Annotated in this window: 22 protein-coding genes and 1 tRNA gene; 6 read left to right on the top strand and 17 right to left on the bottom strand. The window is 68.8% G+C overall.

Annotated features, from left to right (window positions below; translation table 11 throughout):
* Window positions 1–13: 13 nt before the first annotated feature.
* Genes LBW97_RS11175 through LBW97_RS11160 form a run of 4 tightly spaced genes read right to left on the bottom strand, consistent with a single transcriptional unit; the run spans window position 14 to window position 3,025 of the window.
* A complete protein-coding gene (locus tag LBW97_RS11175; protein ID WP_224499447.1) occupies window positions 14–565 on the bottom strand; it encodes a DUF3090 family protein in 552 nt (183 codons plus the stop codon).
* 10 nt (window positions 566–575) lie between these two features.
* Entirely contained in the window at window positions 576–1,274 is a 699-nt protein-coding gene (locus LBW97_RS11170) for a histidine phosphatase family protein (protein WP_224499446.1), read from the bottom strand.
* A gap of 10 nt (window positions 1,275–1,284) precedes the next feature.
* Window positions 1,285–2,148, bottom strand: coding sequence for an alpha/beta fold hydrolase (locus tag LBW97_RS11165; RefSeq protein WP_224499445.1), 864 nt, complete (start codon window positions 2,146–2,148; stop codon window positions 1,285–1,287).
* Between the two features lie 40 nt (window positions 2,149–2,188).
* The gene (locus tag LBW97_RS11160) at window positions 2,189–3,025 is read right to left on the bottom strand and encodes an undecaprenyl-diphosphate phosphatase (RefSeq protein WP_224499444.1); all 837 of its coding nucleotides are present in this window, start codon (window positions 3,023–3,025) and stop codon (window positions 2,189–2,191) included.
* 160 nt (window positions 3,026–3,185) lie between these two features.
* Between LBW97_RS11160 and LBW97_RS11155 the strand changes: the two genes are divergently transcribed.
* Window positions 3,186–4,166: an aldo/keto reductase gene (locus LBW97_RS11155; protein ID WP_224499443.1), complete on the top strand. Its 981-nt coding sequence runs from the start codon at window positions 3,186–3,188 to the stop codon at window positions 4,164–4,166.
* Entirely contained in the window at window positions 4,163–6,115 is a 1,953-nt protein-coding gene (locus tag LBW97_RS11150; protein ID WP_224499442.1) for an AAA family ATPase, read from the top strand. The genes LBW97_RS11155 and LBW97_RS11150 overlap by 4 nt, the downstream gene beginning before the upstream one ends.
* On the opposite strand, the gene LBW97_RS11145 is transcribed toward LBW97_RS11150, so the two are convergent.
* The 3 genes from LBW97_RS11145 to LBW97_RS11135 form a co-directional block, all read right to left on the bottom strand.
* On the bottom strand, window positions 6,112–6,909 hold the full coding sequence (locus tag LBW97_RS11145; RefSeq protein WP_224499441.1) for a DUF2470 domain-containing protein: 798 nt from the start codon (window positions 6,907–6,909) through the stop codon (window positions 6,112–6,114). The genes LBW97_RS11150 and LBW97_RS11145 overlap by 4 nt on opposite strands.
* Window positions 6,910–6,967: 58 nt before the next feature.
* Entirely contained in the window at window positions 6,968–7,204 is a 237-nt protein-coding gene (locus LBW97_RS11140; protein ID WP_224499440.1) for a hypothetical protein, read from the bottom strand.
* 124 nt (window positions 7,205–7,328) lie between these two features.
* Entirely contained in the window at window positions 7,329–7,523 is a 195-nt protein-coding gene (locus tag LBW97_RS11135) for a hypothetical protein (RefSeq protein ID WP_224499439.1), read from the bottom strand.
* Between the two features lie 131 nt (window positions 7,524–7,654).
* Here LBW97_RS11135 and LBW97_RS11130 point away from each other — a divergent pair, with 131 nt between their 5' ends.
* Window positions 7,655–7,858 (top strand): DUF5703 family protein, encoded by a 204-nt coding sequence (locus LBW97_RS11130; RefSeq protein WP_224499438.1) that lies wholly within the window; start codon window positions 7,655–7,657, stop codon window positions 7,856–7,858.
* Here the strand turns inward: LBW97_RS11130 and LBW97_RS11125 are convergent.
* The 3 genes from LBW97_RS11125 to LBW97_RS11115 all read right to left on the bottom strand — a co-directional run bounded on the left by LBW97_RS11125 (window position 7,834) and on the right by LBW97_RS11115 (window position 10,180).
* The gene (locus LBW97_RS11125) at window positions 7,834–8,277 is read right to left on the bottom strand and encodes a hypothetical protein (protein ID WP_224499437.1); all 444 of its coding nucleotides are present in this window, start codon (window positions 8,275–8,277) and stop codon (window positions 7,834–7,836) included. The genes LBW97_RS11130 and LBW97_RS11125 overlap by 25 nt on opposite strands.
* Window positions 8,278–8,366: 89 nt before the next feature.
* The gene (locus LBW97_RS11120) at window positions 8,367–9,188 is read right to left on the bottom strand and encodes a pentapeptide repeat-containing protein (RefSeq protein WP_224499436.1); all 822 of its coding nucleotides are present in this window, start codon (window positions 9,186–9,188) and stop codon (window positions 8,367–8,369) included.
* Window positions 9,189–9,223: 35 nt separating this feature from the next.
* On the bottom strand, window positions 9,224–10,180 hold the full coding sequence (locus LBW97_RS11115) for an NADPH:quinone oxidoreductase family protein (RefSeq protein ID WP_224499435.1): 957 nt from the start codon (window positions 10,178–10,180) through the stop codon (window positions 9,224–9,226).
* 132 nt (window positions 10,181–10,312) lie between these two features.
* Between LBW97_RS11115 and LBW97_RS11110 the strand changes: the two genes are divergently transcribed.
* The gene (locus LBW97_RS11110; RefSeq protein WP_224499434.1) at window positions 10,313–10,885 is read left to right on the top strand and encodes a class I SAM-dependent methyltransferase; all 573 of its coding nucleotides are present in this window, start codon (window positions 10,313–10,315) and stop codon (window positions 10,883–10,885) included.
* A 3-nt stretch (window positions 10,886–10,888) separates the two neighbouring features.
* Here the strand turns inward: LBW97_RS11110 and LBW97_RS11105 are convergent, their stop codons facing one another.
* The 3 genes from LBW97_RS11105 to LBW97_RS11095 all read right to left on the bottom strand — a co-directional run bounded on the left by LBW97_RS11105 (window position 10,889) and on the right by LBW97_RS11095 (window position 13,409).
* Entirely contained in the window at window positions 10,889–11,152 is a 264-nt protein-coding gene (locus LBW97_RS11105; RefSeq protein WP_224499433.1) for a hypothetical protein, read from the bottom strand.
* A gap of 100 nt (window positions 11,153–11,252) precedes the next feature.
* Window positions 11,253–12,056, bottom strand: coding sequence for an SDR family oxidoreductase (locus LBW97_RS11100; protein ID WP_224499432.1), 804 nt, complete (start codon window positions 12,054–12,056; stop codon window positions 11,253–11,255).
* Between the two features lie 12 nt (window positions 12,057–12,068).
* The gene (locus LBW97_RS11095; protein ID WP_224499431.1) at window positions 12,069–13,409 is read right to left on the bottom strand and encodes a M20/M25/M40 family metallo-hydrolase; all 1,341 of its coding nucleotides are present in this window, start codon (window positions 13,407–13,409) and stop codon (window positions 12,069–12,071) included.
* Window positions 13,410–13,496: 87 nt separating this feature from the next.
* On the opposite strand from LBW97_RS11095, the gene LBW97_RS11090 reads away from it, so the two are divergent.
* Window positions 13,497–13,584, top strand: a tRNA-Leu gene (locus LBW97_RS11090).
* 98 nt (window positions 13,585–13,682) lie between these two features.
* Here LBW97_RS11090 and LBW97_RS11085 read toward each other — a convergent pair.
* Entirely contained in the window at window positions 13,683–14,885 is a 1,203-nt protein-coding gene (locus tag LBW97_RS11085) for a tyrosine-type recombinase/integrase (RefSeq protein ID WP_224499430.1), read from the bottom strand.
* 841 nt (window positions 14,886–15,726) lie between these two features.
* On the opposite strand from LBW97_RS11085, the gene LBW97_RS11080 reads away from it, so the two are divergent.
* A complete protein-coding gene (locus tag LBW97_RS11080; protein ID WP_224499429.1) occupies window positions 15,727–17,109 on the top strand; it encodes a hypothetical protein in 1,383 nt (460 codons plus the stop codon).
* Window positions 17,110–18,146: 1,037 nt separating this feature from the next.
* On the opposite strand, the gene LBW97_RS11075 is transcribed toward LBW97_RS11080, so the two are convergent.
* From LBW97_RS11075 to LBW97_RS11065, 3 genes are all read right to left on the bottom strand, one after another.
* Window positions 18,147–20,954 (bottom strand): TrlF family AAA-like ATPase, encoded by a 2,808-nt coding sequence (locus LBW97_RS11075; RefSeq protein WP_224499428.1) that lies wholly within the window; start codon window positions 20,952–20,954, stop codon window positions 18,147–18,149.
* A 177-nt stretch (window positions 20,955–21,131) separates the two neighbouring features.
* Window positions 21,132–24,065, bottom strand: a complete 2,934-nt coding sequence (locus LBW97_RS11070; protein ID WP_224499427.1) for a DEAD/DEAH box helicase family protein — start codon at window positions 24,063–24,065, stop codon at window positions 21,132–21,134.
* Window positions 24,065–26,113 carry a site-specific DNA-methyltransferase gene (locus tag LBW97_RS11065; protein WP_224499426.1) on the bottom strand — a complete coding sequence of 683 codons (2,049 nt, stop codon included), beginning with the start codon at window positions 26,111–26,113 and terminating at the stop codon, window positions 24,065–24,067. The genes LBW97_RS11070 and LBW97_RS11065 overlap by 1 nt, the downstream gene beginning before the upstream one ends.
* Between the last annotated feature and the right edge of the window lie 372 nt (window positions 26,114–26,485).

The raw sequence follows: 26,485 nt of genomic DNA, 5'->3' as shown, positions 1-26,485 counted from the left end.
GAAGCGTCGCCGTTCAGCGGCGGTAGCCGTTCTGCCGGGGGCACACGTGGCCGACCGGGTCCAGCGGCAGCGAGCACAGCGGGCAGGCGGGGCGGCCGGCGGCGACCACCCGCAGGGCGCGGGCGATGAAGGCACGCGCAGCCATCGGCGTGATGGTCACCCGGAGCGCGTCGGGGCCCTCGTCGCTGTCGGAGAGGATCGCGTCCTCCTCGATCGGTTCCTCGCCGGCGGCGACCGCCTCGACCACGACGGCCTCCTCCGCGGCGTCCCATGCCAGGCCCATGGCCGCCACGCGGAACTCCTCGTCCACCGGGGCGGTGAGCGGCTCCAGGTCGTCGACGTCGGCGTCGGCAGGGATGTCCGCGTTCGCGCGGTTGCTCACCTCGTCGAGGAGCTCGTTCATGCGGTCGGCGAGGACCTGCACCTGCGACTTCTCCAGGGCCACGCTGACCGTGCGGCCGGCGTCATCGGAGGCCTGCAGGTAGAACGTCCGGTCGCCTGGCTGGCCCACCGTCCCCGCGACGAAGCGGGTGGGGCGATCGAAGAGATGGACCTGGCGGGGCACGCGGCCCAGGTTACGCGGGCGTGCCCGCTCCGCCGCCCACCACGGCGTCGGAGGAGGCCTTGCGGCGCCGCCCCTTGCGCGGCGGCGGGATGAGCGCGGAGACGTCGCCGCCCGTGTCGTTGATCCGCGCCACGAACGGCCGGGTGTCGGTATAGCTCACGACCGAGATCGAGGCGGGGTCGACGACGATCCGCTGGAAGGAGTCCAGGTGCAGGCCGAGCGCGTCGGCGAGGATCGCCTTGATGACGTCGCCGTGGCTGCAGGCCAGCCAGACGGCGTCCGGACCGAGCTTGGCGTTCCACTCGCGGACGGCGGCCACCGCACGCGCCTGCGTCTGCGCCAGCCCCTCCCCCTCCGGGCCCGGGAAGACGGCGGCGGAGGGGTGCTGCTGCACGACCTTCCACAGCGGCTCCTTGACCAGCTCCTTGATCGTGCGCCCGGTCCAGTCGCCGTAGCGCGCCTCGCCGAGCCGGTCGTCGGTCTGCAGCTCCAGCTCGCGTCCGGCGAGGACGGCGCCCGCGGTCTCCTGGCAGCGCTCCAGCGGACTGCTGACGACGGCGGCGAGCGGCACCTTCGCCAGCCGCTCCCCCACCGCCTGCACCTGGGTCTGGCCGGTCTCGTCGAGCTGCACGCCCGGCATCCACCCGGCGAGCACCCCGCCGGCGTTCGCGGTCGTGCGGCCGTGCCGGAGGAGGATGACGGTGGTCACCCGCGGAAGCCTAGGCGGCGAGGACCTCGCGGAGTCGCGCGGCGAAGGCCTCGGGCTTGCCCGCCTGGCCGTACTCGTCCCCGAGGAAGCCGCCGTGCCCACCCGGGAAGGCCACCGTCTCCGTGCCCAGCGCCTCGGCGACGGCGGCCGCCGTCCGGCCGGTCAGCAGGTCGCGCGACTCCTCGCCGACGGCGATCACCACCCGCGTGGGAGCCGCGGCGAGCGCGTCGACGTCCGGCCGGTACTCGGTGACCGGGTTGGAGTCCCCGGAGAGCAGCGGGTCCTGCCGCGAGCCGTCGTCGTCCGCGGGCAGGCCGAAGGCGGCCGGGTCCGGGGTCGGACGGGCGAGGAAGTCGTCGGTGAACTCGCCCGACCACGACGTGAGGGCGATGAAGGCCGCCATGCCGGCGCCCCAGCCCTTGTCCCGGTAGGCGGTCTGGACGGCGCGCTCGGCCGCGACGGCGCGGTCGGCGTCCGGGAGCAGCGCGAGCAGCGGCGGCTCGTGGGCGACGACCGTGGTCACGTCCTGCGGGTGCGCGGCCACGAGCGCCAGCGCCGTCACCGCTCCCCCGCTGCTGGCCAGCATCTCCACCGGCCCGCCGACGGCCTCGATGATCCGGTGCACGTCCTCGGCGTTCTGCTCCGGCGTGTGGTCGGTGCGGCCGTCGGAGCGGGTGCTGCGGCCGAGCCCGCGCGGGTCGTAGGTGACGACCGTGCGGTCGGCGAAGAAGCGGGCCAGGGTGCGGAAGCCGTCGGCGCCCATCGGCGCCGCGATCAGGAACAGCGGCGGCCGGCCGTCAGCGGTGGGCAGCGGCCCCCGGACGTCGTAGGCGAGCGTGGCCTCGGGCGTCTCGAGCGTGCGCGCAGTGGTCATGGCGGGTAGACCTCCGCGACGCCCGGAACTCATCGGAGGGTCAGGCGCCGGTGGGGTCCAGCACGCCGCCGAACACCAGCGCGAGGATGAGCAGCCCGAGCAGGATCCGGTAGACGACGAAGGGGGTGAAGCTGCCGCGGTCGAGGTAGCGCAGCAGCCAGGCGATGACGGTGAGGCCGACGCCGAAGGCGATGACCGAGGCCAGGATCGTCGGCCCCCAGGAGACGGCGACGCCCGTGGTGTCACCGCTGAGCTCCTCGTAGACCTGGTAGAAGCCCGAGGCCAGGACGGCGGGAACCGCGAGCAGGAACGAGTACCGCGCGGCCGCGGACCGCGAGTAGCCGAGGAACAGCCCGGCGGTGATCGTGCCGCCCGAGCGCGAGACGCCGGGGATCAGCGCCATCGCCTGGGCGAAGCCGTAGCCGATGCCGTGCGGCACGGTCAGCTGGTCGAGCTCGCGGGTCTTGGCCCCGATCCGGTCGGCGGCGTAGAGGATCAGCGAGAAGAGGATCAGCGCGGTGGCCACGATGCGCAGGTCGCGGAACGTCGTCTCGATGTCGTCCTGGAACAGCAGGCCGAGGATGCCGATCGGCAGGCTGCCGATGATGATCAGCCAGCCCATCCGCGCGTCCGGATCGCCCTTGCGGCGGCCGCCCAGCGAGGCGATCCAGGCGGTGATGATCCGCCAGATGTCGTGCCGGAAGTACAGCAGGACGGCGGCCTCGGTGCCGATCTGCGTGATCGCGGTGAACGCCGCGCCCGGATCACCCCAGCCGAACCCCTCGCCGACGACCCGCAGGTGGGCGCTGGACGAGATGGGCAGGAACTCGGTGAGCCCCTGCACGATCCCGAGGACGACGGCTTCGAACCATCCCATGTCAGCGGCCCACGGGAAGGTCGTCGGCGGCCGGACGGCAGAGGGATCGTTCGGTCACGGATCGCAACCCTAGGCGGCGGGGCCCGGAGCCGCGGCGCGGCGCCCTGGCGCTCCGGTGCCTGCGGGTGGACGTCGTCGGACGACGGTAGGTTGGCCGGTCGTGGAGCAACGGGCGCTGGGTCGCAGCGGACTGGTCATCTCCCGGCTCGCGCTGGGCACGATGACGTGGGGCGGCGACACCGACGAGGACGAGGCCGCCATGCAGCTGACGGCCTTCGTCGACGCCGGCGGCACGCTGGTCGACACTGCCGACGTCTACTGCGACGGCGAGGGCGAGCGGGTCCTCGGGCACCTGCTGGCCGACGTCGTCCCGCGGGCGGACGTGCTCGTCGCGACCAAGGCCGTCGGCCGCACCGGCAAGGGGCCGATGGGCCGCGGTGCCTCACGCGGCCACCTGATCTCCGCCCTGGACGCCTCCCTGGACCGGATGGGCCTCGACCACGTCGACCTGTGGCAGCTGTCCGCCTGGGACGAGGCCACGCCGCTCGAGGAGACCCTCGCGGCCTGCGACCTCGCGGTCTCCTCCGGGCGGGCCCGCTACATCGGGGTCAGCAACTTCACCGGCTGGCAGACGGCGCAGGCCGCCACGTGGCAGAAGGCCTGGCCCGGGCGCACCCCGATCGTCAGCACTCAGGTCGAGTACTCGCTGTTGCAGCGCGGCGTCGAGCGCGAGGTCGTGCCCGCGGCCGAGGCGATGGGGCTCGGCGTGCTGGCCTGGTCCCCGTTGGGCCGCGGCATCCTCACCGGCAAGTACCGGCACAGCACGCCGTCGGAGTCGCGCGGCGCCTCCTCCCAGTGGCAGGGCTTCATCGACGGGCTCCGCTCGGCCAAGTCCGACCGGATCGTGGAGGCGGTGATCACCGCCGCCCAGGGGCTGGGCACGACGCCGCTGGCCGTGGCGCTGGCCTGGGTGCGCGACCGGCCCGGCGTCGTCGCCCCGGTGGTCGGCGCCCGCACGGCGGCCCAGCTGCAGGCGTCGCTGGACGCCGACCAGGTGCGGCTGCCCGCGGCGATCCGCACCGCGCTGGAGGACGTCTCGGCCCCGCCGTTCAGCTACCCCGAGCGCCGGTCCGACCGGTGACCACTCCCCCCTCCCCCGACGGCGACCAGATCTTCGCGGCGTTCTGCACCGCAGGGCTGTGGCCCGGACTGGGCAAGCGCGCGGCCGCCGAGCTCCCCGGGGCCGGCATCACCGGGCCCGACGACGTCACCGCCGACAAGCTGATCAAGCTCCCCCGCGTCGGCCGGCAGCGCGCCGAGCGGCTGTTCTCCAGCTTCCTGGCCGCCGCGCCCACCTACGAGGTGGTCGGGCTGCTGGTTGCGGCCGGGCTGCCGGCGAAGCTGGCCGCGGGTGTCGCCGACGGGCTGGGACCCGACGCGGCGCGCCGGCTGCGCGACGACCCGTGGGCGCTGCTCGGGCTGCCGGGCGTGACGCTGGGCGACGCCGACCGGCTGGCGATCGCCGTCCTCAAGGGCGCCGACCGCCAGGACTCCCGGCGCGGCCGCGCGATCGTCGGCCTCACGCTGCGGACGGCGACCCGCGACGGGCACACGGTCCTCCCGGCCGACCTGGTCATCTCCGCGCTGCAGGCCGAGGGCATCAGCGATCCGGTCGCCGCCATCGTGGCCGCGGTCGACGGCGGCGAGGTGCTGGAGCACGAGCCGCCGGAACCGGACTTCGATCCGGACTCGGACGAGGAGCCGGCCGAGCCCGACCCCGCGCTCCGGACGCTGTCGCTGGCCCGGTTCGGCATGGCCGAGGAAGCAGTCGCCGAGAACGTCGCCCGGCTGGCCGCAGCGGCCGAGCAGATCGCCGACCCGGCGTCGGTGCGGTCGGTGGCCAAGGGCCTGGACGACGCGCAGAAGCAGGCGGTCGCCCAGGTGCTCACCGCCGGGGTCAGCCTGCTCACCGGCGGCCCGGGCACGGGCAAGAGCCGCACGGTCGCCTCGATCGTGAAGCTGCTGCGCGCCAAGGGCACCGACATCGCGCTGGCCGCGCCCACGGGCCGGGCCGCCAAGCGCCTGGAGGAGTTCACCGACCACCCGGCGACGACGGTGCACCGGCTGCTCGGCGCGCAGGGCGCCTCGGGGGGCTTCTCCCGCAACGAGGAGTGGCCGCTGGACGCCGACGTGATCGTCGTCGACGAGGCCTCGATGCTCGACGTCGAGCTGACCGCGGCGCTGCTCGAGGCCTGCCCCGACGGCACCCACCTGCTCCTGGTCGGCGACCCGGCCCAGCTGCCCTCGATCGGCCCCGGGCACGTGCTGGGCGACCTGATCGACTCGGGCGCCGTGCCGGTCACCGAGCTGAAGACGCTGTACCGCCAGGCCGAGGGTGGCGCCATCGCCCGCCTGGCGTCGGCGGTGCGCGAGGGCGAGCTGCCGCCGGTCGACTCCCCCGACCGCGAGGTCGTCGTCGTCCCCGCCGCGGGCAGCGCCGAAGCCGCCCGCCGCGTGGTGCAGCTGGTCACCGACTCCATCCCCCGGGCGCTGGGCATCGACCCGGGCTCGGTGCAGGTGGTCACCCCGGTGCACCGCGGCCCCGCCGGCACGATCGAGCTGAACAAGGCCCTCAAGGCCAAGCTCAACCCGGGCGAGGGAGTCGTCTTCGGCTTCGATCCCGGCGACCGCGTCGTCGCCACGGCCAACCACCTCGACCTCGATCCCATCGGCTTCGCCAACGGCGAGGTCGGCGTGGTCACCGGCACCGGCGAGGGCTCACTGACGGTCGACTTCAGCTCCGGCCCGGTCACCTGCACCGGGCAGGCGCTGTTCGACCTGCGGCACGGCTGGGCCATCACCGTCCACCGGGCGCAGGGCTCGGAGTGGCCCGGCGTCGTCGTCGTGCTGCCGCCGGAGGCCGGGGGCATGCTGTCGCGCCCGCTGGTCTACACCGCCCTCACCCGGGCGCAGAAGCACCTGTCGATCGTCCCGGCGAGCGGCGCCGCGCTGGCCCGCGCGGTCCGGGACGTCGCGGCCCGGCCGCGCCGGACCCGGCTGGCGGAGCTGCTGCGCGAGATGGCCGGCTAGGCCGGCTGCGCCCGCCGCGCCGCGCAGAGCACCTGGCCCACAGCGGCGCCGAGCTGGGCGGCGCAGGTCAGCGGCCGAAGAAAGGGCACCCGCACGTCGGTGTGCCCGAGCGGGCGCTCGATCCGCAGCCGGAAGCCGTACCGGTCCAGGCCCAGCGGCCGGACGACGTCGCTCACCCCGACCAGCCCGCAGGGCAGCCGGCTGGCCAGCAGGTCGAGCACGTCGGCGTGGTCGTGCGCCAGGTGCCGCAGGTGGTCGGCCTCGAGACCGGCCAGCGGATCCGGGCGGGCGGCGAGGAAGTCCGCCGGGCCGACGTCCACGCTGGCTCCGCCCTCCCCCAGGACGACCTCGGCGAGGTCGAGCCGCAGCAGTTGGGCGGTGCGGCCCACGTCGAGCAGTGCGCCGTCGGGGCGGGTCTCGGCGAAGGCGAGCGCGGCGGCCCGCTCATCGGCGGGGCGGACCGGCGTCAGCCAGCCCGACAGCCACAGCTGCGCCCGGACCGGCCGCCGCACCGGCACCGGGGCGTGGTCGCTGACCAGGACGAGGGCGGAGAGGTCCTGGTCCGGCGCCTCGCGGACGGCGGTGGCGAGCTCACCCGCGCTCGGGACGACGAGCAGGACCTGCCCGGCGGCGGTGACCGTGTGGGCGAGCAGGCGGCTGCCCTCGACGCCGCTGGCGCAGACGGTCGCCGCGGCGCGGGTCGCGACGGTGCGGGCGCGCTCGGCGGGGTCGGGACGCAGGGTGCCGTCCTCGGGACGACGTTCGGGCGCGGGCTGGCTCGGTCGGCTCTGCATGACCCCTCCTCGGCTGGTTAGGGCAGCCTAACCATAGGGGTCGTTGCAGGGCCAGGGGTCAGCCGGCGGAGGCGCTCCGCTGCCGGGCGATCTGCACACCGAGGACCAGGACGCCGAGGACGAGGACGAGCCACAGGGCACCGGCCTGTGCGGCCCAGCCGAGCGCCGTCACGGGCACCAGAACCGCCAGGCCCAGCAGGAACCCGCGCAGCACTTGCCGGCCGGACGACGGCCGCGGGTCGGAGCCCGAGGCGACCGACGGATCCACCCCTGCCGCAGCGGCCCAGCGGGCCACGGCCTCCGTCTCGGACGCCGAAAGGGTGCGACTGCCCCGACTCGGCCTGTGCTCCATCGACCCACGATGACGCAGAGCAAGGCCGACGGCAGACTGGGGCGGGGAATTCACCCGCCCGGCGGACTCAGCGGTCGTCGTCCTCGTCGAGCGGCACGTCGGCCGCCTGCTCGAGGACGTCGGCGTCGTCGGCCTCGCGACCGCCCACCGGAGCGGGCGGGGTGCCGGCCTCACCCGGGCGTGCGGACAGCTGCTGCTCCAGCGCGTCGGCCTCCGTCGCCTCGCCGGCGGTCAGGTCATCGGAGAAGCCGGGCTCGGTCACGTCGTCCTCCCTCGGGGTGCAGGTCAGGTCGTCCCCATCGTGCCCGCCCGACCGCCGGCCGGCAGGCCGGGGCGTGTGAGAGAGGCGACGATCCCGTGACGGTCCGCCGAACTCCTGGCACGATCGAGTCGATGGACACGCCCGGGGACTACGAGTTCGCGCCGCTGCGCATCCCTCCGGGCACGTCCCGGTCGGCGGCCGCGACCATGCTGAGCCTGCAGTCCGACATCGGCGGCTGGGAGCTCGCCCGCCTCCAGTTGCACGCCGACGGCACCCGCAAGGTGATCATGCGGCGTCGCGCCCGACTGTCCTACCTGCCCAAGCCGGTCGTCTGACCCGACCGTGCGGCCCGGGCCAGGAGGCGCGGGGCGAGCGCACGGTGCACCGGGCCCACCAGCCTCCAGACCGGCCGGGCCGCGGGACGTGAGAACCGCAGAGCCGTCGTGAGGACCACGGCATGCGCATCCGTCCGCCGTGCCACGAGGACGCCGCCGAGCAGGGGCGAGCGGGCCTCGAGCCGCACGACCTCCGGCGTCGACGTCACCACCCGCCAGCCGAGCACGTGCCCGGGCTCGTCGAGCGGCGCGAGGCGGAAGCGCAGCAGGCGGCCCTGGGCGAACCTGATGACCCGGCGCACGATCCAGGGCGCCTGCTCGAAACCGGCCCGGACCCACTCCTCCGGCGTGCGGTCGTCCGGGCGCGCCACGACCGCGCGGAAGGCGTCGGCGTAGTCGTGCTCCAGGGGCTCGGACACGGGCACCCGCGACGTGCGCACCCCGTTCCCGGCCATGGGTCAGTGAGACAGGCCTGCGCGGCCCCGCGCAAGGGCCTCGGCCGCGCCGGTCAGCCCCAGGCCGGCGGGCGGTCCAGCACCGCGGGCAGCCGGGTGGTCCGGTCCCCCCGGGCCGCGGTGACCTGCGGCCGGGTGAGGAACAGGCACCGGCTCAGATCCGCGCCCCGGACGTCGGCGGCCCGCAGGTCGGCTCCGAGCAGGTCGGCGGCGCCCAGGTCGGCTCCCCGGAGGTCGGCGCCGATCAGGTAGGCGCCGCGCAGGCCCGCGCCGCGGAGGTTGGTGCGGCGCAGGTCCCTGCCCATCAGGTCGGCGCCCCGCCGGTCGGGTGCGCCGGTTCCGCGGACGAGCTCGCTCGCCCGTCCCAGCAGCTCCCCGACCTGCCCGCGGACTCCTGAGACGTCGAGTGCGGCGAGGGCGGCGGCGTCGAGCCCGGTCAGCGCGTCGATCTCCCGCTGATAGCCCGTCGCCGCCTCGTGCACGGACGCCGCGGCCCGCAGCGAGAGCACCTCGGCGAGGTGCCAGAGCATCTCGTGCAGCTGGCGCATCACCGGCAGAACGGCGAACTGGCCGCGAGCCAGCTCCGGCGACTCCCGCCAGCTCCGGCCGCCGAACGTGTCCTGGGTGATCCGCTGGCCGGCGCCGAAGCAGTCGAAGACCGTGCATCCGGGGAAGCCGCGCTCGGGCAGCTCGGCGTGGATGCCGCAGCGGAAGTCATCGGCCAGGTTCGGGCAGGCGACCCCGGCCGGCTTGTCGATCGCGAAATCGGCCGAGGCGGCGAAGGCGGGGGCGACGCAGCAGAGCCCGGCGCAGCGCGAGCAGTCCGCCCGGAGGGAGGACCGGTCGTCGACGAGGGGCAGCGGATCCGAGGGCATGGCGGGGACCAGGCTAGGCGCCCCGCCCGGCCGGCTCAGGGAACGAGCACGACCTTGCCCACGGTGTCGCGGCTGGCCAGCTTGAGCAGCGCCTGCGGCGCCTGGTCGAGCGGCAGGACCTCGCCGACCAGCGGGTCGACCTTCCCCTGCTCGACCAGTTCGATCAGCCGCTGGTGGGTCTCGGTGAAGACCGACGTGTCGTACTTGCGGTACAGGCCCCAGTGCAGCCCGACGACGCTGTAGTTCTTGACCAGCAGGTGGTTCGCCGGCGCCTCGGGGATCCGGCCGCTGGTGAAGCCGACGACGACGATCCGGCCCTCGAAGGCCACGCACTTGCGGGACTTGTCGAAGACGTCGCCGCCGACCGGGTCGTAGATGACGTCGGCGCCGCGGCCGCCGGTGACGTCCTTGACGATCGAGACGAAGTCCTCGCTCGTGTAGTCGATGACGTGGTCGGCGCCCAGGTCCGTGCAGACCTGCGTCTTGCGGGGGCCGCCCGCGGTCGCGATGACTGTCGCGCCGGCGGCCTTGCCCAGCTGGATCGCCGCCGTGCCGACGCCACCGGCGCCGGCGTGCACCAGGAGGGTCTCCCCCGCCTGCAGGTGCGCCCGACGGTGCAGCCCGACGTAGCCGGTCTGGTAGGTCAGGTAGAGCGAGGCGGCCTTCTCGTCCGACAGGGAGTCCGGCACCGGGAAGGCGGACGCGGCGTCCATGAGGGCGTACTCGGCGAAGGCGCCCGGCCCGCCGGCCGGCGACCCGATGACCCGCTGGCCGGTTCCCACGATCTCGCCGCAGAGCTCGACGCCAGGGGTGTAGGGCAGCGGCGGCTTCTCCTGGTACGTGCCCATGGCCATGAGCACGTCGGGGAAGTTCAGCGCGGCCGCCCGCACCTTGACCAGCACCTGGCCCTCACCGGGGGTGGGCTGGTCGACCTCGTCGAAGGACATGACCTGAGAGGGGTCTCCGAGCTCGTGGACTCGCCATGCGCGCATGTTCCTGACCTTGCCAGATGCGGCGTGACCGTCGTCACCGGGGCTCGGGCCTGCCCTCGCCACGGCGGCTCCGGCGTGTCAGTGTGCGCACCGAACGGTCACCCGCCCCGCGGTGACCCGGGAAGGGACCCGATGCTCCAGCAGCTCACCGACCGCCTCCGCTTCCTGGGGGCGTTCGTCGCCAACCCGCGGCAGGTCGGCGCCGTGCTCCCGACCTCCCGGACGGCGGTGCGGGACATGCTCGACCTCGCCGACGTCCCCGCTGCTCAGCTCGTCGTCGAGCTCGGCGCCGGCACCGGTGCGCAGACCCAGGAGATCCTGGCGCGCATGAAGCCGGGCGCCCGGCTGGTCACCTTCGAGATCGACCCCCGGCTGGCGAAGCTGCTCGGCGAGCGGTTCGACGACCCGCGCGTGCAGGTGGTGTGCGACTCCGCGGAGAACGTGGCGGACCACCTCGACGGCGCCAAGGCCGACGTCATGGTCTCCGCGCTGCCCTACACTTCGCTGGAGCAGCGCCTGCGGCAGCGGATCCTCGACGTGCTGCCGGGCGCCCTCGCCGCCGACGGCACCGTCGTCGTCATCCAGTACTCGCCGCTGATGCTGGCCGACTTCCGGAAGCGCTTCCGCACCGTGACGTGGCGGATCACGCCGTGGAACGTGCCGCCGGCATGGCTGTTCTCCTGCCGGGGGCCGGTCGCCGACTGACGGTCAGCGCGCCGGCCGCGACTCCTCGTCGTCGCCGGACACGAAGGCGCCGGGCATGAGGACCCCCATCGAGCCGTTCTTCGAAAAGGCGGCCCACACTTGCAGGCCGGTGACGGCCACGACCATCAGGCACCAGAAGACCAGGAACGCTCTCCCCCCGCCCCCGGCGTCCCAGAAGTTCGCGATGCCGAAAACCAGCAGACCGACCCCCATCACGATGCTGAGGACGGCGACCGGCTTGCTGGGCTTGTAGCGCATGGTTCTCATGGAGTGCCCCTTCCCGACGTGGCCGTGACCTGTCCAGGCGGGTACTGCACTCCCCCTCCCACCGGCGGCCATCCTGGCGTGGACGGCCGCCGGGCGCACCTCAGCGCATCGACGGCGGGCGCAGCGCCTCCGGGACGACGGCGGTCTCGCCGGCCGCGTTGCGCGCGGCGGGCACGCCCTTGAACTTGTAGGGCACGGTGCCGACGCCGGGCTGGATGACGTAGGTCGCGCCCGGCTCGCCCGCCTCCCAGGCCATGATCATCGAGTCGGCGACCTCCTCGGCGCTGAGCACCGGGAAGTCGGCGGCGGCGAACTGGTCGCGGATCCGGTCGATGATCGCGGTGTCGGCGAAGCCGGGGCAGATCGCGGTGATCGTCGTCCCCTCGGCGGCCAGGCGCGGCGCCATCGAGCGCACGAAGGCGATCGCCCCGCCCTTGGCCACGCTGTACCCGGGGTCGGTGGCCATCGGCGAGAGCCCGGCGAGCGACGCCGTCACCACGATCGCCCCTCCCCCGGCCCGCTTGATCGCCGGGCGGGCGGCGGCCGCGCCGTACACGACGCCGAACAGGTCGATCTCCACCACGCGCATGAACTCCTCGAGATCGAGGACGTCCTCGCTCTTCGCCGCGGAGATGCCGGCGTTGAGGTAGGCGGCGTCGAGCCGGCCGTGGTCGCCCTCGATGCGGGCGACCAGCTCCTCGTTGGCCCGCCGGTCGGTGACGTCGAGGACAGCGAACTCGCAGCCGAGGTCGGCCGCGATCTGCCGGTTGCGCTCGTTGTCGAGGTCGGCGAGGACGACGACGACCTCGCGCTCGCGCAGCTTCTTCGCCAGTGCTCGGCCGAAGCCACCGGCCCCTCCGGTGATGAGGGCGACGGATCCGGGGCCGGGAGTGTTCTGGGTCACCCGCGCATCAGATCACGCGTTGCGGAGGAAGCGGTCGAGCACCCGGATGCCGAACTTCAGGGACTCCACCGGGACGCGCTCGTCGATGCCGTGGAACAGCGCGGCGAAGTCGAGGTCCGGCGGGAGCCTCAGCGGCGAGAAGCCGAAGCAGCGCATGCCGAGACGCTGGAAGCTCTTGGCGTCGGTGCCGCCGCTCATCGTGAACGGAACCGGCCGGGCGCCGTCGTCCTCCGCCTTGAGCGCGGCGACCATCTGGTCGACCAGCGGGCCGTCGAACGTCGTCTCCACGGCGGGGTTGTGCACCAGCCACTCCCGACGGACCCCCTCGCCCATGAGCGAGTCGAGCTGGCGCTCGAACTCCTCCTCCTGGCCGTAGAGGAAGCGTCCGTCGACTGTGGCGCTCGCGGTGCCGGGGACGACGTTGGCCTTGTAGCCGGCCTCGAGCATCGTGGGGTTGGCGGTGTTGCGCAGGGCGGCGCCGATCATCCGGCTGAGGCCGCCGAGGCGGGCGAGGGCCACCTCGGGCTCAGCGGCGTCGATCTCGATGCCGTAGGCGTCCTCGACGGCGGCGATGAATTCGCGCATCGGCGGGGTCAGGGTGAGCGGGAACTTGTGGTTGCCGATGCGGGCGACGGCCTCGGCGAGCCGGGTGACGGCGTTGTCGTCGTGCACGAAGGAGCCGTGTCCGGGCTTGCCGCCGACGGTGAGCCGCATCCAGCCCATGCCCTTCTCCGCGGTCTGCACGAGGTAGAGCCGCAGGTCGTCGTGGACGGTGATGCTGAAGCCGCCGACCTCGCTGATCGCCTCGCTGCAGTCCGCGAAGAGGTCGGGGTGCTCGTCGACCATGAAGTGCGCGCCGAGCGCGCCGCCGGCCTCCTCGTCGGCGAGGAAGGCCAGCACGATGTCACGCGGGGGCTGGACGCCGGTGCGGGCCCAGTCGCGCACGAGCGCCAGGACCATCGCGTCCATGTCCTTCATGTCGACCGCGCCGCGGCCCCAGATGTAGCCGTCGCGCTCCTCGCCGGAGAACGGGTGCACGCTCCACTCGGCCGGGTCGGCGGGGACGACGTCGAGGTGCCCGTGGACCAGCAGCGCCGGCTTCGACCGGTCCTGGCCCGGGATGCGGGCGACCAGGCTGGCGCGGCCGGTCTCGGACTCGAAGATCTGCGAGGGGATGCCGACCTCGTCGAGCTTGGCGGCCACCCACTCCGCGGCTTTCCGCTCGCCCGCGCTGGTCGCGGTGCTGCCGGTGTTGGTGGTGTCGATCCGGATCAGGTCAGAAAGCAGTTCGGCGACCTCGGCCTGGGCCTGGACGAGGGGCTCGACGAGGGGCTGCGCGGTCGGCTCGGACATGCCGGTGATCGTGCCACCGGGGGTGCGTGAACGCCGAGGACGGCTCCGTTATGCTTCTCCCCGACGCCCTCCGGGGCGGCGCACCTTGTCCGGGTGGCGGAATGGCAGACGCGCTAGCTTGAGGTGCTAGTGCCCTTTATCGGGCGTGGGGGTTCAAGTCCCCCCTCGGACACCACATCGCCCCGGTGTTCCTGCAGGTCAGGGACCCGGGGCGTCGTCGTGTCAGGGCTCGGAAGGGTCTTCTGATACCCGCGTGATACTTCGCGCCTCGGATCAGCCCTCGAGCAGGGCCGCGAAGCGGTCGGCCGCCTCGCGACCCATACCGGGGTGCACGTGCTGGTAGACGGTCAGCGTGATGGTGGCGCTGGCGTGGCCGAGGCGCTCCGAGACGACCTTGACCGGCACGCCGTCGGCCAGCAGCAGGGTGGCGTGCGTGTGGCGGAGATCGTGCAGCCGGATCACCGGTAGCCGCTCCTCCCCCAGCGCTTGGCGCGCTCGGGCGATGTGGCCGGTGAAGCGGCGGGAGAAGCGCTCAGGGTGCCGATGGGTGCCGTCCAAGTTGCCGAGCACGAGCGCCGAGTCACGCACAAGATCGAGCGCCAGCAGTCCGCGAGCGGCCCGGTAGGCACGCAGCGCGGCCACGGTGCCGGCGTCGAGGTCGACGACGCGTGCCCGGCCCGTCTTGGTGGGGCCCTCGACCAAGCGTTCGCCGGCGCCTTTGGTCTTCACGACACCGACGCTGCGGCGGACGGCGAGGCGGCCGGCGTCCAGATCGATATCCCGCCAGCGTAGGGCCAGCGCCTCTCCGCGGCGCATCCCGGTGGCCGCGAGCAGCCGCCACCCCATGGCGAGGTCCTCGTCGTAGGCTTCCGCCCAGCCGAGGAACCGGCCCAGCTCGGCCGCGGTCCACGCCTGCATCTCCGGCGGCCGGGCCTCCGACGGACTCGGCGGTGTCGACCGGTCGGTCGGGTTGACCGAGAGCCGTCCCTGTTTGACCGCGTCGCCCAGCGCCGACCGCAGAATGGTGTACACGTAGCGCACCGTTCGGGCGGAGAGACCGCCCTGACCATCCGCGCGGCCGGACTCCTCCAGTGTGCGCATCCATGCGTCCACCGCCGGACCGGTGAGCCGGGCGACCGACTGTGCACCGAGGTACGGATCGATGTGCAGCCGGATGTTCTTCCGGTAGGAGGCCAGCGTTGAGGGGCTGAGCCGCTGGCCCTGGATCCACTCGGCGAGGTAGGCGTCGAGACGCTGCTTCGACGGCTCGACCCACTCCCCCACTTCGGCCTTGCGGACCTCCGCGCGCAGTGCCGCAGCGGCGTCCTTCCTGGTCTTGAACCCGCGCTTGAGGACGACGCGCCTTGTACCGTCCGGTCGCTGAGCAGTGAACTTGATCAGGAAGCGCGGACCAGCCTTGGTCATGTACTCGCTGATCCCGCCCTCGCCCGCCTGCCGTCTCCGCGGCTTCACCATCGCAGACCTCCATCGCTCGACCCCGCGACTCCGCTGTCAGCCGGATGACTGCTTCAGGCAGCCACGGCAACGACTACGGAACGCCCAGCGGTAGTCGACCGGCCGGCACCGGCAGCCATCTGTGTACGCAAGCCGACGCTGTGGACCACGGTCAGCACGCGACCGAGCATCTGAACGCCCACACCGTGGGACTCTTCACGAGCGACCTACCGAGCCTCTCCAGTACTTCTCCGGTAGGCCGCCCTACGGAGAGGTACCGCGTGGAAGTACTCGATCCTCGGTCTCGGACGTCGATGACGCGACGAAAATCACGGGACATGAAAGAGCGCGGCGCGATACCCGGACTCCAAGCTGGCCATGCCGGTTCGATCCCGGTCACCCGCTCCACGTCCAGACCAGCAGATTTGCTCGTCTGCGCAGCTCAGCGCGGCTTCGACGCAGCTCCCGTGCCGTAACGGTGCTGCCCCCTGTTGACCGCTGACCACCGGCTTTGGCCGATGCTTAAGGCACGGATAAGGCACGGCCTGAGCGCTCGTCGGCGTGGAAATCGCAGCGACCGGGGCCTGAGCGGACAGACGAAGACCCGTCGAGTCGACCTTCGCCGATGTCGCGCGAGTCAGACGCGCGTGGGACGCCGTCCCTGAATTTCTCAGGATGGTGCCGAACCACAAGCGTGGCCACCACCGTGGCACCACGCTTGCGAACCATCGAATGGGACGCCGAAGCCCGCAACGACGTCGCCCACCGCGTCCCCGCACAGCGCGCCTCCTGTTCAGGAGGACAGCGCACGCGCTGACGCTAGGGTCGCTGGGACATGGACCGATGAGGACGGACGGCGCGAGTGGATGTGGATCTGAGCGCAGACACAGCGCTGACCACAGCGCTGATCGCGCGCCCGCTGGACTGGCGAGTTCGCATCGTCGAGCACGTCGAGATCGACACGGCGACGAGCTGTCTCCGACGTCGCTCACTGCAAGCTCTCCCACTCCGCACGCTCCTGCCATCGAGCGCCGCCCAAGCCGCACAGGACGCGACGACCGCCCTCGTAGTGCTGAACGTTGCCTCGGTGCCACGTGGTGCACTACTGGATCTGGACGTCAACGGCCCTGAGAATGCTCCCGCGTTTCTCCTACCTCGAGCTGAGATAGCAAGCCGCGAAACCGATTTCCTCCTTGCCCTTGTTGAGGACTCGGGCCTTGGGTCGGTCGACGAGGACGTGCGTCAGCTGATGGAGGCGGTCCTGGGCTACACCAGTACCGGTTGGGATCTTGCCGATGCGGAGGATCTTGCGAAGTACGCGAACAGTTACCTGGAAGACGGCTTCGGGCGACCACTGCCAGAGGCGGTGGTCGCCGGTTGGCTGGATGTAGACGGCCGGATCGCGTCTCGACTAGCCGGATACGGCGAGGCCGGTGCAGGCCTGAGTCCGACAGAACACCCCTTACTGGCGCTCCCGTCCTTCGCCGACGCCATCGACTACGAATCCTTGGATTGGCACGAGAGAATTCAAGCACTACTGACAAAATACTTGACCTTGCTGGAAGAAGCCGTGGCGGATGCTGCCAGTAGCGCGCAGAGCGCAGCCGGCGACTTTCTGAGCTCGTTGGCGGACTATGGTCGCAACTACGACATGCTTGTTGCTACAACTGTCCCCCTGGACGAACCCTTTCTCCTGAAGTACTCCGAGCGACGCGCTCTATCGTGGGCCCACAACGAGACCCAGCAGGACCTCGTCATCAGTGATGCGCTAAGTAATCACGTCGTCCTGTCGGTCGACGACCCCAACGTCCGCATCACGTCCGTCCGAGCCCGGACAGCCGGTCAAGACTCCGACGCGTTTGGCGCCTTCACCACTCGTCAGAGCCAACAGACCTACGCGGTCTACGCCCACGACCCAGACCGGGACTACCGCATCACCCTCGACTTCACGCTGGCTCCGCTACGCAGACTCCAGTTCGTTATCAACACCACCACGGTGCTCCTGGTACTGCTAGCTACGGCCGTCGCCATCGAGCACCCGAGTCAACTGCGTGACCTTGCGTTGATCATCGGACCGAGCGCACTGGCCGCGTCTGTGTTGCTCAACCGGGAGCCCAGCACCCTGGGCTCTCACCTGCGACGGCGCAGTACGGCAGCTCTCGGCATCGCTCTCGTGCTCTTGCTCGTGGCCGGCGTCGGGTCTTATCTCGCTCCTCACCTACCGGACTGGCTCATCGAGCGTTGATTCCGCTATGTCAGCCGCGGCCGCTAGGTTGCGGGAGCACAACACGAAGAAGGGCGCTATGGCTAAGAACACTGGCCGAGGCTCGCGTGCTGGCGCCGTCACGGGCCGTTCGCAGGTCAAGAACGCTAAGACTGGAATGTGGGTCAAGCGCGACACCACGACGGGCCGCTTCCTACAGGCCAAGAAGAGCGGCGGGTCCTTCAAAGGCGTCAAGAAGGAGAAGTAGCGCGATCGCGCATAGGGCCCACGCGGAGCGAAGACCAGACTGAACAGCCAGGGTGGCGACTACGGACCTGCCCGCCCCGCACTGCCAGGCCGTCATGATCACGTTCGCGGGCGTCCGGCGAAGTCCACAACAGGCCTCTGAGCAGGAGGTTCACGCTGTTTCGATACAACTGCGGACGTACTTGAACGGCCACGGATTCACCGCGACTGCAACCAGAACTTCCCCCACCGGGAGCCCCTCCGCATGGTTGCGGCCGATCCTGACGGCGCGCATAGCTTCTTGGTCAAGAGCTCGCCACGGGCCCCTAGGGCGGGCTTCAGGCGGGAATGGGATGCGAAGGGCACACGGCTGACCCGTGCCGAGCTCGAGGCCGGCATCCACTGCCGTGGCTGCGGCGAATCCAGCATCGACGGGCTCGGTGACTGGCGGCCGCTCATAAGACTAAATCAGCAGGAGAAGCGTGAACACGAGGACGCCCAGGCCGACTTCGTCGCCCGCCACCCGGACTGCCGTGGTCACCGTTCAAGCATGCGGGCTCCCGATCCTTACACCTGCGGCTACTGCTGCCCTCCTTCGCCACTCAGCGAACGACAGCTGGACGAGATCACGAGAATTCTTGACACCAGTCGGCCCAGCCCGTCAGACCTTCGGACATGGCGCGTGACATCGACATGCGGCCATGTCAGCGACGTGCAGCAGCACAAGCCGCACGGACAGTGGACGACCGACATGCGGCATTGCCACGACTGCGACCAGACCCGCGGGGTCGTCGCCGTCGAGCTGCCTCAAAATCGAAGGGCACCGACCCAGCTCAGAAGCCGTACTTCTCCTTACGAAGCTTGAATGCCTTCTCGCCACCTTCCATCACTTGCGTGATTTCGTCCCGCACTGCAGGGACGTCGATCGCGCCTTCAAGCTTGATGCGACCTCCCGACTGGTCGCCCGCCTTCCGATATCCACAAGCCACGACCAGTTCCGCATCCCCATTGACGACCAGGTTTGCGTTGTGGCTGACGAACAGCAGTTGCCGGCCCTTCTTCGCCGTCCAGATTCGCTCGACGACATCTTGAATGACCTGGCTATCGAGATCCTCTTCGGGCTGGTCGATGATCAGCGGCATGCCGGTCTGGGCGAGGAGAATCCGCAGCAGAGCCGTCGCCTGCTGTCCAGCGGACGCCGAACTGAATGCAATGAATTCTCGCTCCCGCGTTTGGTACTCAAAGACCGGTTCATCGTTAAGCGGTGTCAACGCCAGGTCAAGCCATCCATCCGGGGTGATCCGTCCTCGGATACGCACTTGGTCTGGGACGGGCAGTCCAAGGCGGGTCAAGTTCGGCGTGATTTCGGACGTGTGCTCTCCCTCTTCCCCGATAAGCATAAGCCACTCTAGTTCCACGAGAACCTGCTCCCAGGTCCCGATCGGGTCCGAGTCCTTTCGGAGTTCGGAGAACAGCTGCTCGACGCGTGCGCCGCGGACACCAGATCCTTGGATTAGATTCCTGAATCTCTGTTCCACGCCATCGAGGCCTCGACCGCGACTCATAGAGGCCCGCAGTAGGCCACCGGAAAGCTCCGTGAGGCGTTGGCACTCGCGTGCCATACGCTCCGACCGTTGACCGTACTGCTCGATCAGCTCTTGGCGAAGGCGGGAGTGAGTTGCCTCGGGGTCATCAAGGCCTGAACGGTCGCGTTGCTGGCGCTGCAACGTCTCTGCCGCCACCTTGCGCCGCTCTTCAATCTGCGCGAGTTCGGTTAGCTTTACCTCATGAGCAGACGACCTTGACTTAACTTCCTCGTAGCGCGTCTCAAACGCCGTCAGGCCCTGAGAAAGACTAGCGTCGTTAGCTTGTAGTGATGATCCCGCAGCTGAAGCCTGCTCCAGGTTCGCGAGGGCATCTGAAACGTTACGACGCAACTCGGTGAAAATTAACCGCCTCTGGCGCTGCGTCGCCTCGGCCAATTCCCGGAGTTCCTCGGGGACGTCCTCGGGAACTTTGAGGCCACGGATTGAACGGTCGATCTCTGCGACGTACGCCGCACCCGATTCGCTCAACGCCTCTTGGTCCCGACGCCAGTCACCCAATGCATCGCGCACCCGGTCGACTGCCGGCTTCCGATCCAGGACCTGTCGATCTTCGTCGGATAGTCCTCCGAGAGATCGACGGAGGTTTGCCGCTTGTTCCGCCAAGGACTTCTCGGCCAAGATGGAACGAGCAATCCTCCCGTCAAGATCGCGAGCGCGCTGGAGTACGGCATAGTTTTCGCGAAGGCGCCCAGAAACGTCCATTACCTTCGCGTCGAGAGCATCTAGCGTTTGCTTGATCGGTGCGGTGACGAATCGAGTCAGCTCATCCAAGCGAAGCGATACGCTACTCAGCTGTTTCTGACTGTAGGCGTGCACAGGCAAGAGCGCTCGGATGTCGGCCTCGCGTGCTGGCGCAAACTCCTCAGAGCCGACCTTGAGGAGTATGTCACCCGTGGCAGCGTCCCGCCTCACTACATGCGGGATTTCATTGATCGTGAAGTAGACCTCAACCTGTCCACTCACGGGCGTCAACGTGGCTGCGATCAGATGGCGGCGCCGAACGCTTGGGTTTGCAAGCTCTTCGTCTCCGGCATCCGCAGCCTGGTCGCATAGCGCCCAGCGAAGATAGTCGAGCAGTGTTGACTTTCCCGTTCCGCGCCCGCCTATGATCGCGTTGTACTGTGGATTGAACGAAACGTCGGCGGGGCCCAAGAACTTGCTGTTGGAGACCGATAGTCGCGAGATATAGACGCTCGGCAACTGTGGTTCCGACTGAGCTATCCGCGACTCCCGGCCTAGACATGCTTGTCGCAGAGCCTCTGCGGACGGCTCGGCCCACTTCACCCAGGTCGAGTGCCTGCCCAAATCCTGGAAGGTTTCGCTACGGCTGTCCGATGTCTGGAAGAGGGCGAGCGCCTTGCTCCCCCAGTTCGGATCCTTGCCATCAAGAATCGTCCGGTTGCCGGTCCCAATCTTCTCAATAGAACCGTCCAGATAGCCGCCGACACAGGGCATCTCTTTGTACTCGGCCTGCATACCCTTGCGCATAACTGACTTGTGGCCAGAGTCAGTAACATTCGGAAGTACGATATAGCGCTTCTTTAGCCAGTCCCTCTGGTCAAGGATGTCGTGGAGTTGCCCCAAGGAGGTGATGTGGTCCAACGCAACGACGTCCGGGAGCTTGGGGGCAGTTGGGTCGTGCGGCGTGACCGCCAGCGCTTCAAGCACCAGAGGCAGGCGGTCTGTCGGGAAGTCCGCGTCCAAGATGAGAAGCGCCTGTCGGGAAAGCGCAAGGGTTAGCTCTATTCCGGGGAAGACAACCAGCTGTTCTTCCGGTGGATATCGGTCACCGTCCGGATCGATCTCATCGCTTGCGGCTTCTCGTATGAGCGGGGCGAAAAGCAGGTCATGGTGATCGGTGATCGCTACCGCCTGTAGGCCGATGCGGCGACATTCGGCTACAAACGCCCCCGCATACGCCTTGCGGTCGTCGACTGAAACTGGGCGCTTACCTTTCCACGCTGCATCGCGCGGAGTATGGACCTGCAAGTCACTGCGGTAGAAATGCGCTCCGCGGTCGCGGCCATCAGACATGATCGCCTCCCCGGCGAGCCACTTCGATCCGCAAGCCCGTCTCATCGGTCGTGTGCATTTAGTCGACCGGTCCCGTCGGGGCAGCGGCCAAGTGCTGCTTGGCGAAGCGAATCCGCATCTCGTCGTGCCTATCGGCTTGGAGGGCGTGCATCCGCGACGCGCCCGTCGACGCTCTGATCACAGAAGCATCCCCTGCATCGGAGTGTCGGTCCGCCTCAGCCGCGCGTAGTCGAGAAGCTCAGTCGCACGGACGTTCTTTGCATGCCACTCCCGGACGATCGATTCCCCCAGCAGGACGTAGTGCCAAGACAGTTCCGCACGCTGGTGACTCGGCAGCTGGTTGAGCTGTTCGCACCAGGCCAAGGCTGCACGCTGCTTGCGTTTGACGTTCTCGTCGCTAAGAGCTGACTGCGCCTTGGTTTCGACTACGTACACATCCACGTCCGTACGGACGATAAAGTCCGGCGAGTACTGCGCCGGCATACCGTCAGCCTTGAGGTACGGGCGTCGGAGGAAGTCGTGCCGGTACTCGTGGATCTTGAGTAGGGCCTCGATCCGGCTGTCCTTATCGGCCCACTCGATGAACAACCGCTCCAGACCGCCGCCCTGGGAGGGCACGGGGAGCTTCGGATAGATGCACTTCTTGACATCTACGCTGGCACTGGCGCGGACCGGGATGGTCTTGACCTCGGACAGCAGGCGGTACTGGATGATCGCCTCGGCGACGGACTGAGTCTCCTGCACGTCGGTGAGCTTGCTGGCGAACACGCCTGCCATGTCGTGCGCGACGTCATCCAGCAGCAGGACGCGCCAGTTCTCCCCCTCGAGGGGGTCGAAGTCAGGGCCGAACATCCGGTGCCGGATGTAGGTGTCGAGCCAACTGGTCAGCAGTGGCTTGTACGCCTGAAGGATCGGGTACTGGCTGATCTCCTTGTACTTGCCCGCGCTGCTGGTCAGGCTTCGCCCGAGCGCCTCGGTGATGCGCGTGGTCATCCGGGAGAGGTAGTCGTTGTATCCGGTGGCTGTGAGGATGCCGCCGTCGACCCTGTAGTCGCCGTACTGAGTGCCCGTCTGCGCATCTTGGGAGACGAACCGGTCACCCTTGCCGATCTGCTTGAGGAGCCAGTCGATCTGGTACTTGCTCGGGGTGAGCGCCAGCGGGTCGAGACTCGGCTGCTTCAGCTCTTCATCCGCGTCGCGGATAATGATCGGCACTTCGAAGTCGTACGCCGGGTAGCCGGGGCGCAAGTCAACATGCTCAAGATCACCGGTTGCATCTGTGGAGTCGGCCTCATCGCCAACCTCACCGACGAGATCGCCACCCAGCAACTCCTCGTAGAAGCGAGAAAAGGCCGGGTGCTCGACGATGAACAGCACGTCGAAGTAGTTGGTCGGCTCCTGACGCTTGGCGATCCGCTCGCGAGTCTCACGCTTGAGCTGGTCTATCGCATCGTTGCCGCGCCACATCAGTCGCAGGCCCCGGCCGATGGTCTGCTCCAAGAGGATGGACGCCTCGGACGAGCGCAGAGGGACGATCACGCAGATGTTGTTGACGTCGAAGCCCTCGCGCAGCATGAGCACCGAGACGATGACTTTCGGATGCTTGTGCCGGTCAACGTCGAAGAGGCGCTCCCGGATCGGCTCCCAATCCTTCGGGCCAAGCTCCTGCTTGCGACCGGAATCCACTCGCAGGATGTCGTCCTCGGCTAGCCCCGTGCCTTGCAAGAACTCCACGACATGCGGGGAGACGTTCGTGTCCTCGCAAATCACTAGCAGCTTCGGGTGCTTCTCCGGGTCCGTGTCGGTGAACTGCTGCTCCAGAATCTGAAGCTTTCTCAGGCCAGCCCGCAGCATGACCCGCTGGCCCTGTGACAGGCCGGTGACGCGCCTCTGCTCGTCGCGCTCGGCCTTGAAGTCCAACGGCAGGGAGGCGACGTCCTTGCGCTTGTCCAACGCGAGCGCCTTGACGAGCCCTGCCCGCATGGCCGAGTTCAGGTCGAAGTCGACCACGATGTGCGGGAACCACTGACGACCCCGCTTCGCGCCGGAACCGACCTCGTTGTACGGGGTCGCAGAGAAGTCAACCTGGATGAAGCGGGAGCCCTTGGTCGAGGCAATCTCCGTCAGCGACTTCTGCCACTCGACGTCAGTGACCTGGTCGGCCCTGCGGACCTCGTGGATGTGATGGGCTTCGTCGTTGAACACCATCAGGTCCGGCAGGTCCTTCAACGCCTCCAGCGGTCCCCCGCGGAGGAAGCGGCGGTCCAACACGTCGAGGGCGTTGCCGGTAGACGTGCCGGGAGTGAGAGGGAAGAAGCTCTCCACCGCTGCCCGGGCGTCGATCTCGCCGCCTGGGGCCTCCACCTCATCTTCGTAGTCGGCAACGAAGTCGGGATCCTCCTCGCCAGCGAGCAGGTGCCAGTTGGTGATCGCCACGAGCCCCGAGCCGGTCACCTTGCGACCGATATCGGTCTTGGTGACCACGGACGACTGCAGGAAGCCGAACACCTGGGTCCGGTAGTTCTCCGGGACAAACAAGTCCCGCTGTTGGTAGATGTCGCTGGTCGTGAAGTCGCGCTCACCACCGACCGTCTTGCCCTGGAACGAATCGAGCAGGCGGTCGTAGACGATCAGGCCGGGCGCAACAAGGAGAAAGTTGCTGGTGAAGCGCTCGTCGGTCGGGTTCGCCAGCTTGTTGAGGTGCTGCCAGACCAGCAGGGCGTTCAGGACCCACGTCTTGCCGGTCCCGGTGGCCATCTTGGCGGCGTACTTCGGATGGCCGTGGCGGTCGCGGCTGACCTCGCCCAGCACCCCTCCATCGAGCATCGCGTCGCCGGCCACTGCCTCATACAGCTCGCGCAGGCTCCGCGCCCCGATGACCTCATGGGCGTAGATGATGTGCAGGATGGCGGCGCGCTGGCCCTCGTGGAAGTTCAAGACGCGCAGGTCGCAGTAGTCCATCTGAAACCAGAACCTGAGCAACTCCGCCGTCGTCGGCGTCACCTGTTCCAACAAATCCGGCGACAGACCCGCGATGAGGTCCGGGATTTGGCCGTCGACCAGCTTTGACAGGCCCGTAGCGAGGGGAAACCGGTCCTGTTGCCCAGTCATCACTCGACCTCCACACCGTCGACAACGACCTCGGACTCGAACCCGAAGACATCCACGGCCCTGACGCACACTCGCCGAGCTCCCTCTCTGCGGGGCAGCTGCAGCTGCGCCGATGTCACCACACGCAGCGGGTCGTTATCGTTCTCGGTGTTGCCTCGGTAGTCCTGCCATACCGACCGGAACACCTCGCCGTCGTAGTCGGGGTCAACCGCCCAGTACTCGATCAAAGCAAGCGGCTCGGCGTTCATGACGTGCCGCAGCGAATCGCGGTTCCTTTCATCCAGGTTGATCGCCTCGGGCGACAGCAGCACGTAGTTGCACAGGTCAACCCGCAACTCTTCTCCGTCACCAACCGACTTGCGCGACGCAATGCTCGCCTGCAGATACTGAAGGCTTGCGAACCTCACCTTGCTAGCGAGTTTGTCGGCGCCCTTCTTCTTCAAGCGGTCCAGCAGGTCCGGTGGGATGACCAAGACCTCGAGGTGTGAATCGTTAAGGGCGGCGATGTCTTGCCCTATTCCGGCTGAGAAATTCCAACCCAAAACGATAACCTTGTCGAAGCCGCCGAGCTTGCTGTCTCGGTAGCCCTGCGCCCGCCGCAAGGTCGACACCGTCGTCAGCTTCGACGGGCTGTCAGCGAACACCAGCGTCCGGGAGCTCGGCATCCGCCCAAGGCTCCCGTTGACGTTGTCCTCCGGCGGCAACGGCAGCGCCCCGAACAGGTCGAGCACGACCTTGGCCAAGTCGCCAACACGGAACGATCGGCCGAGGGTCGAGCGAGCTTGCTCCACCTGGTAGTCACCGATGGCCTGGTACAGGAACGGTTTCGCGTCCTGATCGATGAGCCGCTTGCGGGTGATCATGGCGGCTGGCTTGCCGAGGTCACTGACCACCCAGCGGCGGCCCAAGCGCTCCGCAGCGGCGGCTGTAGTCCCCGAGCCGCCGAAGAAGTCAGCGACTAGGCCGCCAGTCGGACACGAGGCAGCGATTATCCGCTCCAGCAAGACGAGTGGCTTCTGCGTCGCATAACCCATACGTTCCTTTGCCATAGGGTTAGCGGCATTGACGTCCTCCCAGACGTTTTCCTCGTCGGCGTCCGCATCCAGCAGCTCGAACTCTTCACCCCAGATGTCTTCTAGTTGTTTCCCCTTAGACTCGTGCAGGTACTGCTTGTACGACGGGTACGCGCCAGGCTTGATCGGGTCGATCCAGCGCCCCTCTTCCTTCAAGCGCGCAGCTGTCGCTGCCGAGTAAGTCTTGAGCAAGGTCTTGCGGTAGTAACCGACCCCATCGAAATACTTGAATCGCGCCTTGTAGTCCTCCGAATACTCTTCGTACTGATGCTGGAAATGGTACCCAGGGCCCTTGGCGTAGGAAAAAATAAGATCATGATTCACCGGCAATTTCTTAGACCTGGCCTTGCTACTTCCAGCAAACGGAGACCTCTTCCAGACGATCTCGTTCAAGAAGGTTGATCGCCCGAAGACCTCGTCCAGGACGATCTTCACGTAATGGGCGACGTGCCAGTCCAAGTGGACATAGATGCTTCCGGTGTCGGCAAGCAGCTCTCGCATGAGAACAAGCCGCGGCGTGATCATTGCCAGATACGAAGCTGTGCCGTCAGCCCACGTGTCGGAGTAAGCAAACTGCTCCAGCACGGTCGGGCGTTGCTCGATCGTGGTCCCCGGCAGTGTGATCTTCGTGCGGTAGTCGGCCTTCGAGTCGAACGGCGGGTCGATGTAGATGAGGTCGACCTTGCCGCGAAGGCTCGGCGTGTCTTCGTCGCCGGCGAGAAGCGCGGCCATGGCGAGCAGGTTGTCGCCGTAGATGAGTCTGTTCAACTGGCCATCGTCGGCGATGTCGCCGCCCTGCTCATGCGCCGCCTGCCGGAAGATGTCGATGCCGGCTGTGTCCCTGGACGGGATCACGAGCTCGCGGGTCTGCAACGTCACCCTGTTGCGCCCCTCAAGCTGCTCCAAGATCTGCGCAGCTTGGCGCTTGCCAGCTGCGACGATGCCCGGCAACTGCTCAAGCAGAGACTTGCTCATACGCCCCGTCCGTTCCGTGTCACTACGCCGCCTCACCGTGGACATTCCAGGCTCGGGGCTGCTACCAGCCGACTCTAGAAGCGCACAGCGACAGTTCCGTGACCCAACGCGCCCGCGACCAACCGACGGCGGGTGCACTGGCATTGGGGGAGGCGGGCTCGGCATCAAACTGGTCGTGGAGCCGCGCGGCGAACGGCCGACGGAGCCGGTGGGATACAACGACGATGGGTTCATCGGTCAGGCAGCTAGGACGCTGCCTGTTGATCATGACGAACACCCCGAGCGACTGAGCCGACACGAGTACAGCCACAAGCAGGCGGTGGGCATCAGGGTCGACGAGCACAGTTCACCTGCCACCTGCAGCGTTGCCCG

The sequence above is a fragment of the Blastococcus sp. LR1 genome (assembly GCF_020166105.1).
GTDB lineage: Bacteria > Actinomycetota > Actinomycetes > Mycobacteriales > Geodermatophilaceae > Blastococcus.
Note: the sequence above shows the minus strand (reverse complement) of the source record. Positions and strands in the feature narration are given on the sequence as shown.

Coding starts and splice junctions, on each gene's coding strand:
- LBW97_RS11160 (WP_224499444.1), bottom strand. CDS start 3,025: ATGGGATGGTTCGAAGCCGTCGTCCTCGGGATCGTGCAGGGGCTCACC.
- LBW97_RS11115 (WP_224499435.1), bottom strand. CDS start 10,180: ATGCGCGCATGGCGAGTCCACGAGCTCGGAGACCCCTCTCAGGTCATG.
- LBW97_RS11095 (WP_224499431.1), bottom strand. CDS start 13,409: ATGTCCGAGCCGACCGCGCAGCCCCTCGTCGAGCCCCTCGTCCAGGCC.
- LBW97_RS11130 (WP_224499438.1), top strand. CDS start 7,655: ATGGACACGCCCGGGGACTACGAGTTCGCGCCGCTGCGCATCCCTCCG.
- LBW97_RS11145 (WP_224499441.1), bottom strand. CDS start 6,909: ATGCAGAGCCGACCGAGCCAGCCCGCGCCCGAACGTCGTCCCGAGGAC.
- LBW97_RS11075 (WP_224499428.1), bottom strand. CDS start 20,954: ATGTCTGATGGCCGCGACCGCGGAGCGCATTTCTACCGCAGTGACTTG.
- LBW97_RS11105 (WP_224499433.1), bottom strand. CDS start 11,152: ATGAGAACCATGCGCTACAAGCCCAGCAAGCCGGTCGCCGTCCTCAGC.
- LBW97_RS11065 (WP_224499426.1), bottom strand. CDS start 26,113: ATGAGCAAGTCTCTGCTTGAGCAGTTGCCGGGCATCGTCGCAGCTGGC.
- LBW97_RS11110 (WP_224499434.1), top strand. CDS start 10,313: ATGCTCCAGCAGCTCACCGACCGCCTCCGCTTCCTGGGGGCGTTCGTC.
- LBW97_RS11120 (WP_224499436.1), bottom strand. CDS start 9,188: ATGCCCTCGGATCCGCTGCCCCTCGTCGACGACCGGTCCTCCCTCCGG.
- LBW97_RS11070 (WP_224499427.1), bottom strand. CDS start 24,065: ATGACTGGGCAACAGGACCGGTTTCCCCTCGCTACGGGCCTGTCAAAG.
- LBW97_RS11085 (WP_224499430.1), bottom strand. CDS start 14,885: ATGGTGAAGCCGCGGAGACGGCAGGCGGGCGAGGGCGGGATCAGCGAG.
- LBW97_RS11165 (WP_224499445.1), bottom strand. CDS start 2,148: ATGACCACTGCGCGCACGCTCGAGACGCCCGAGGCCACGCTCGCCTAC.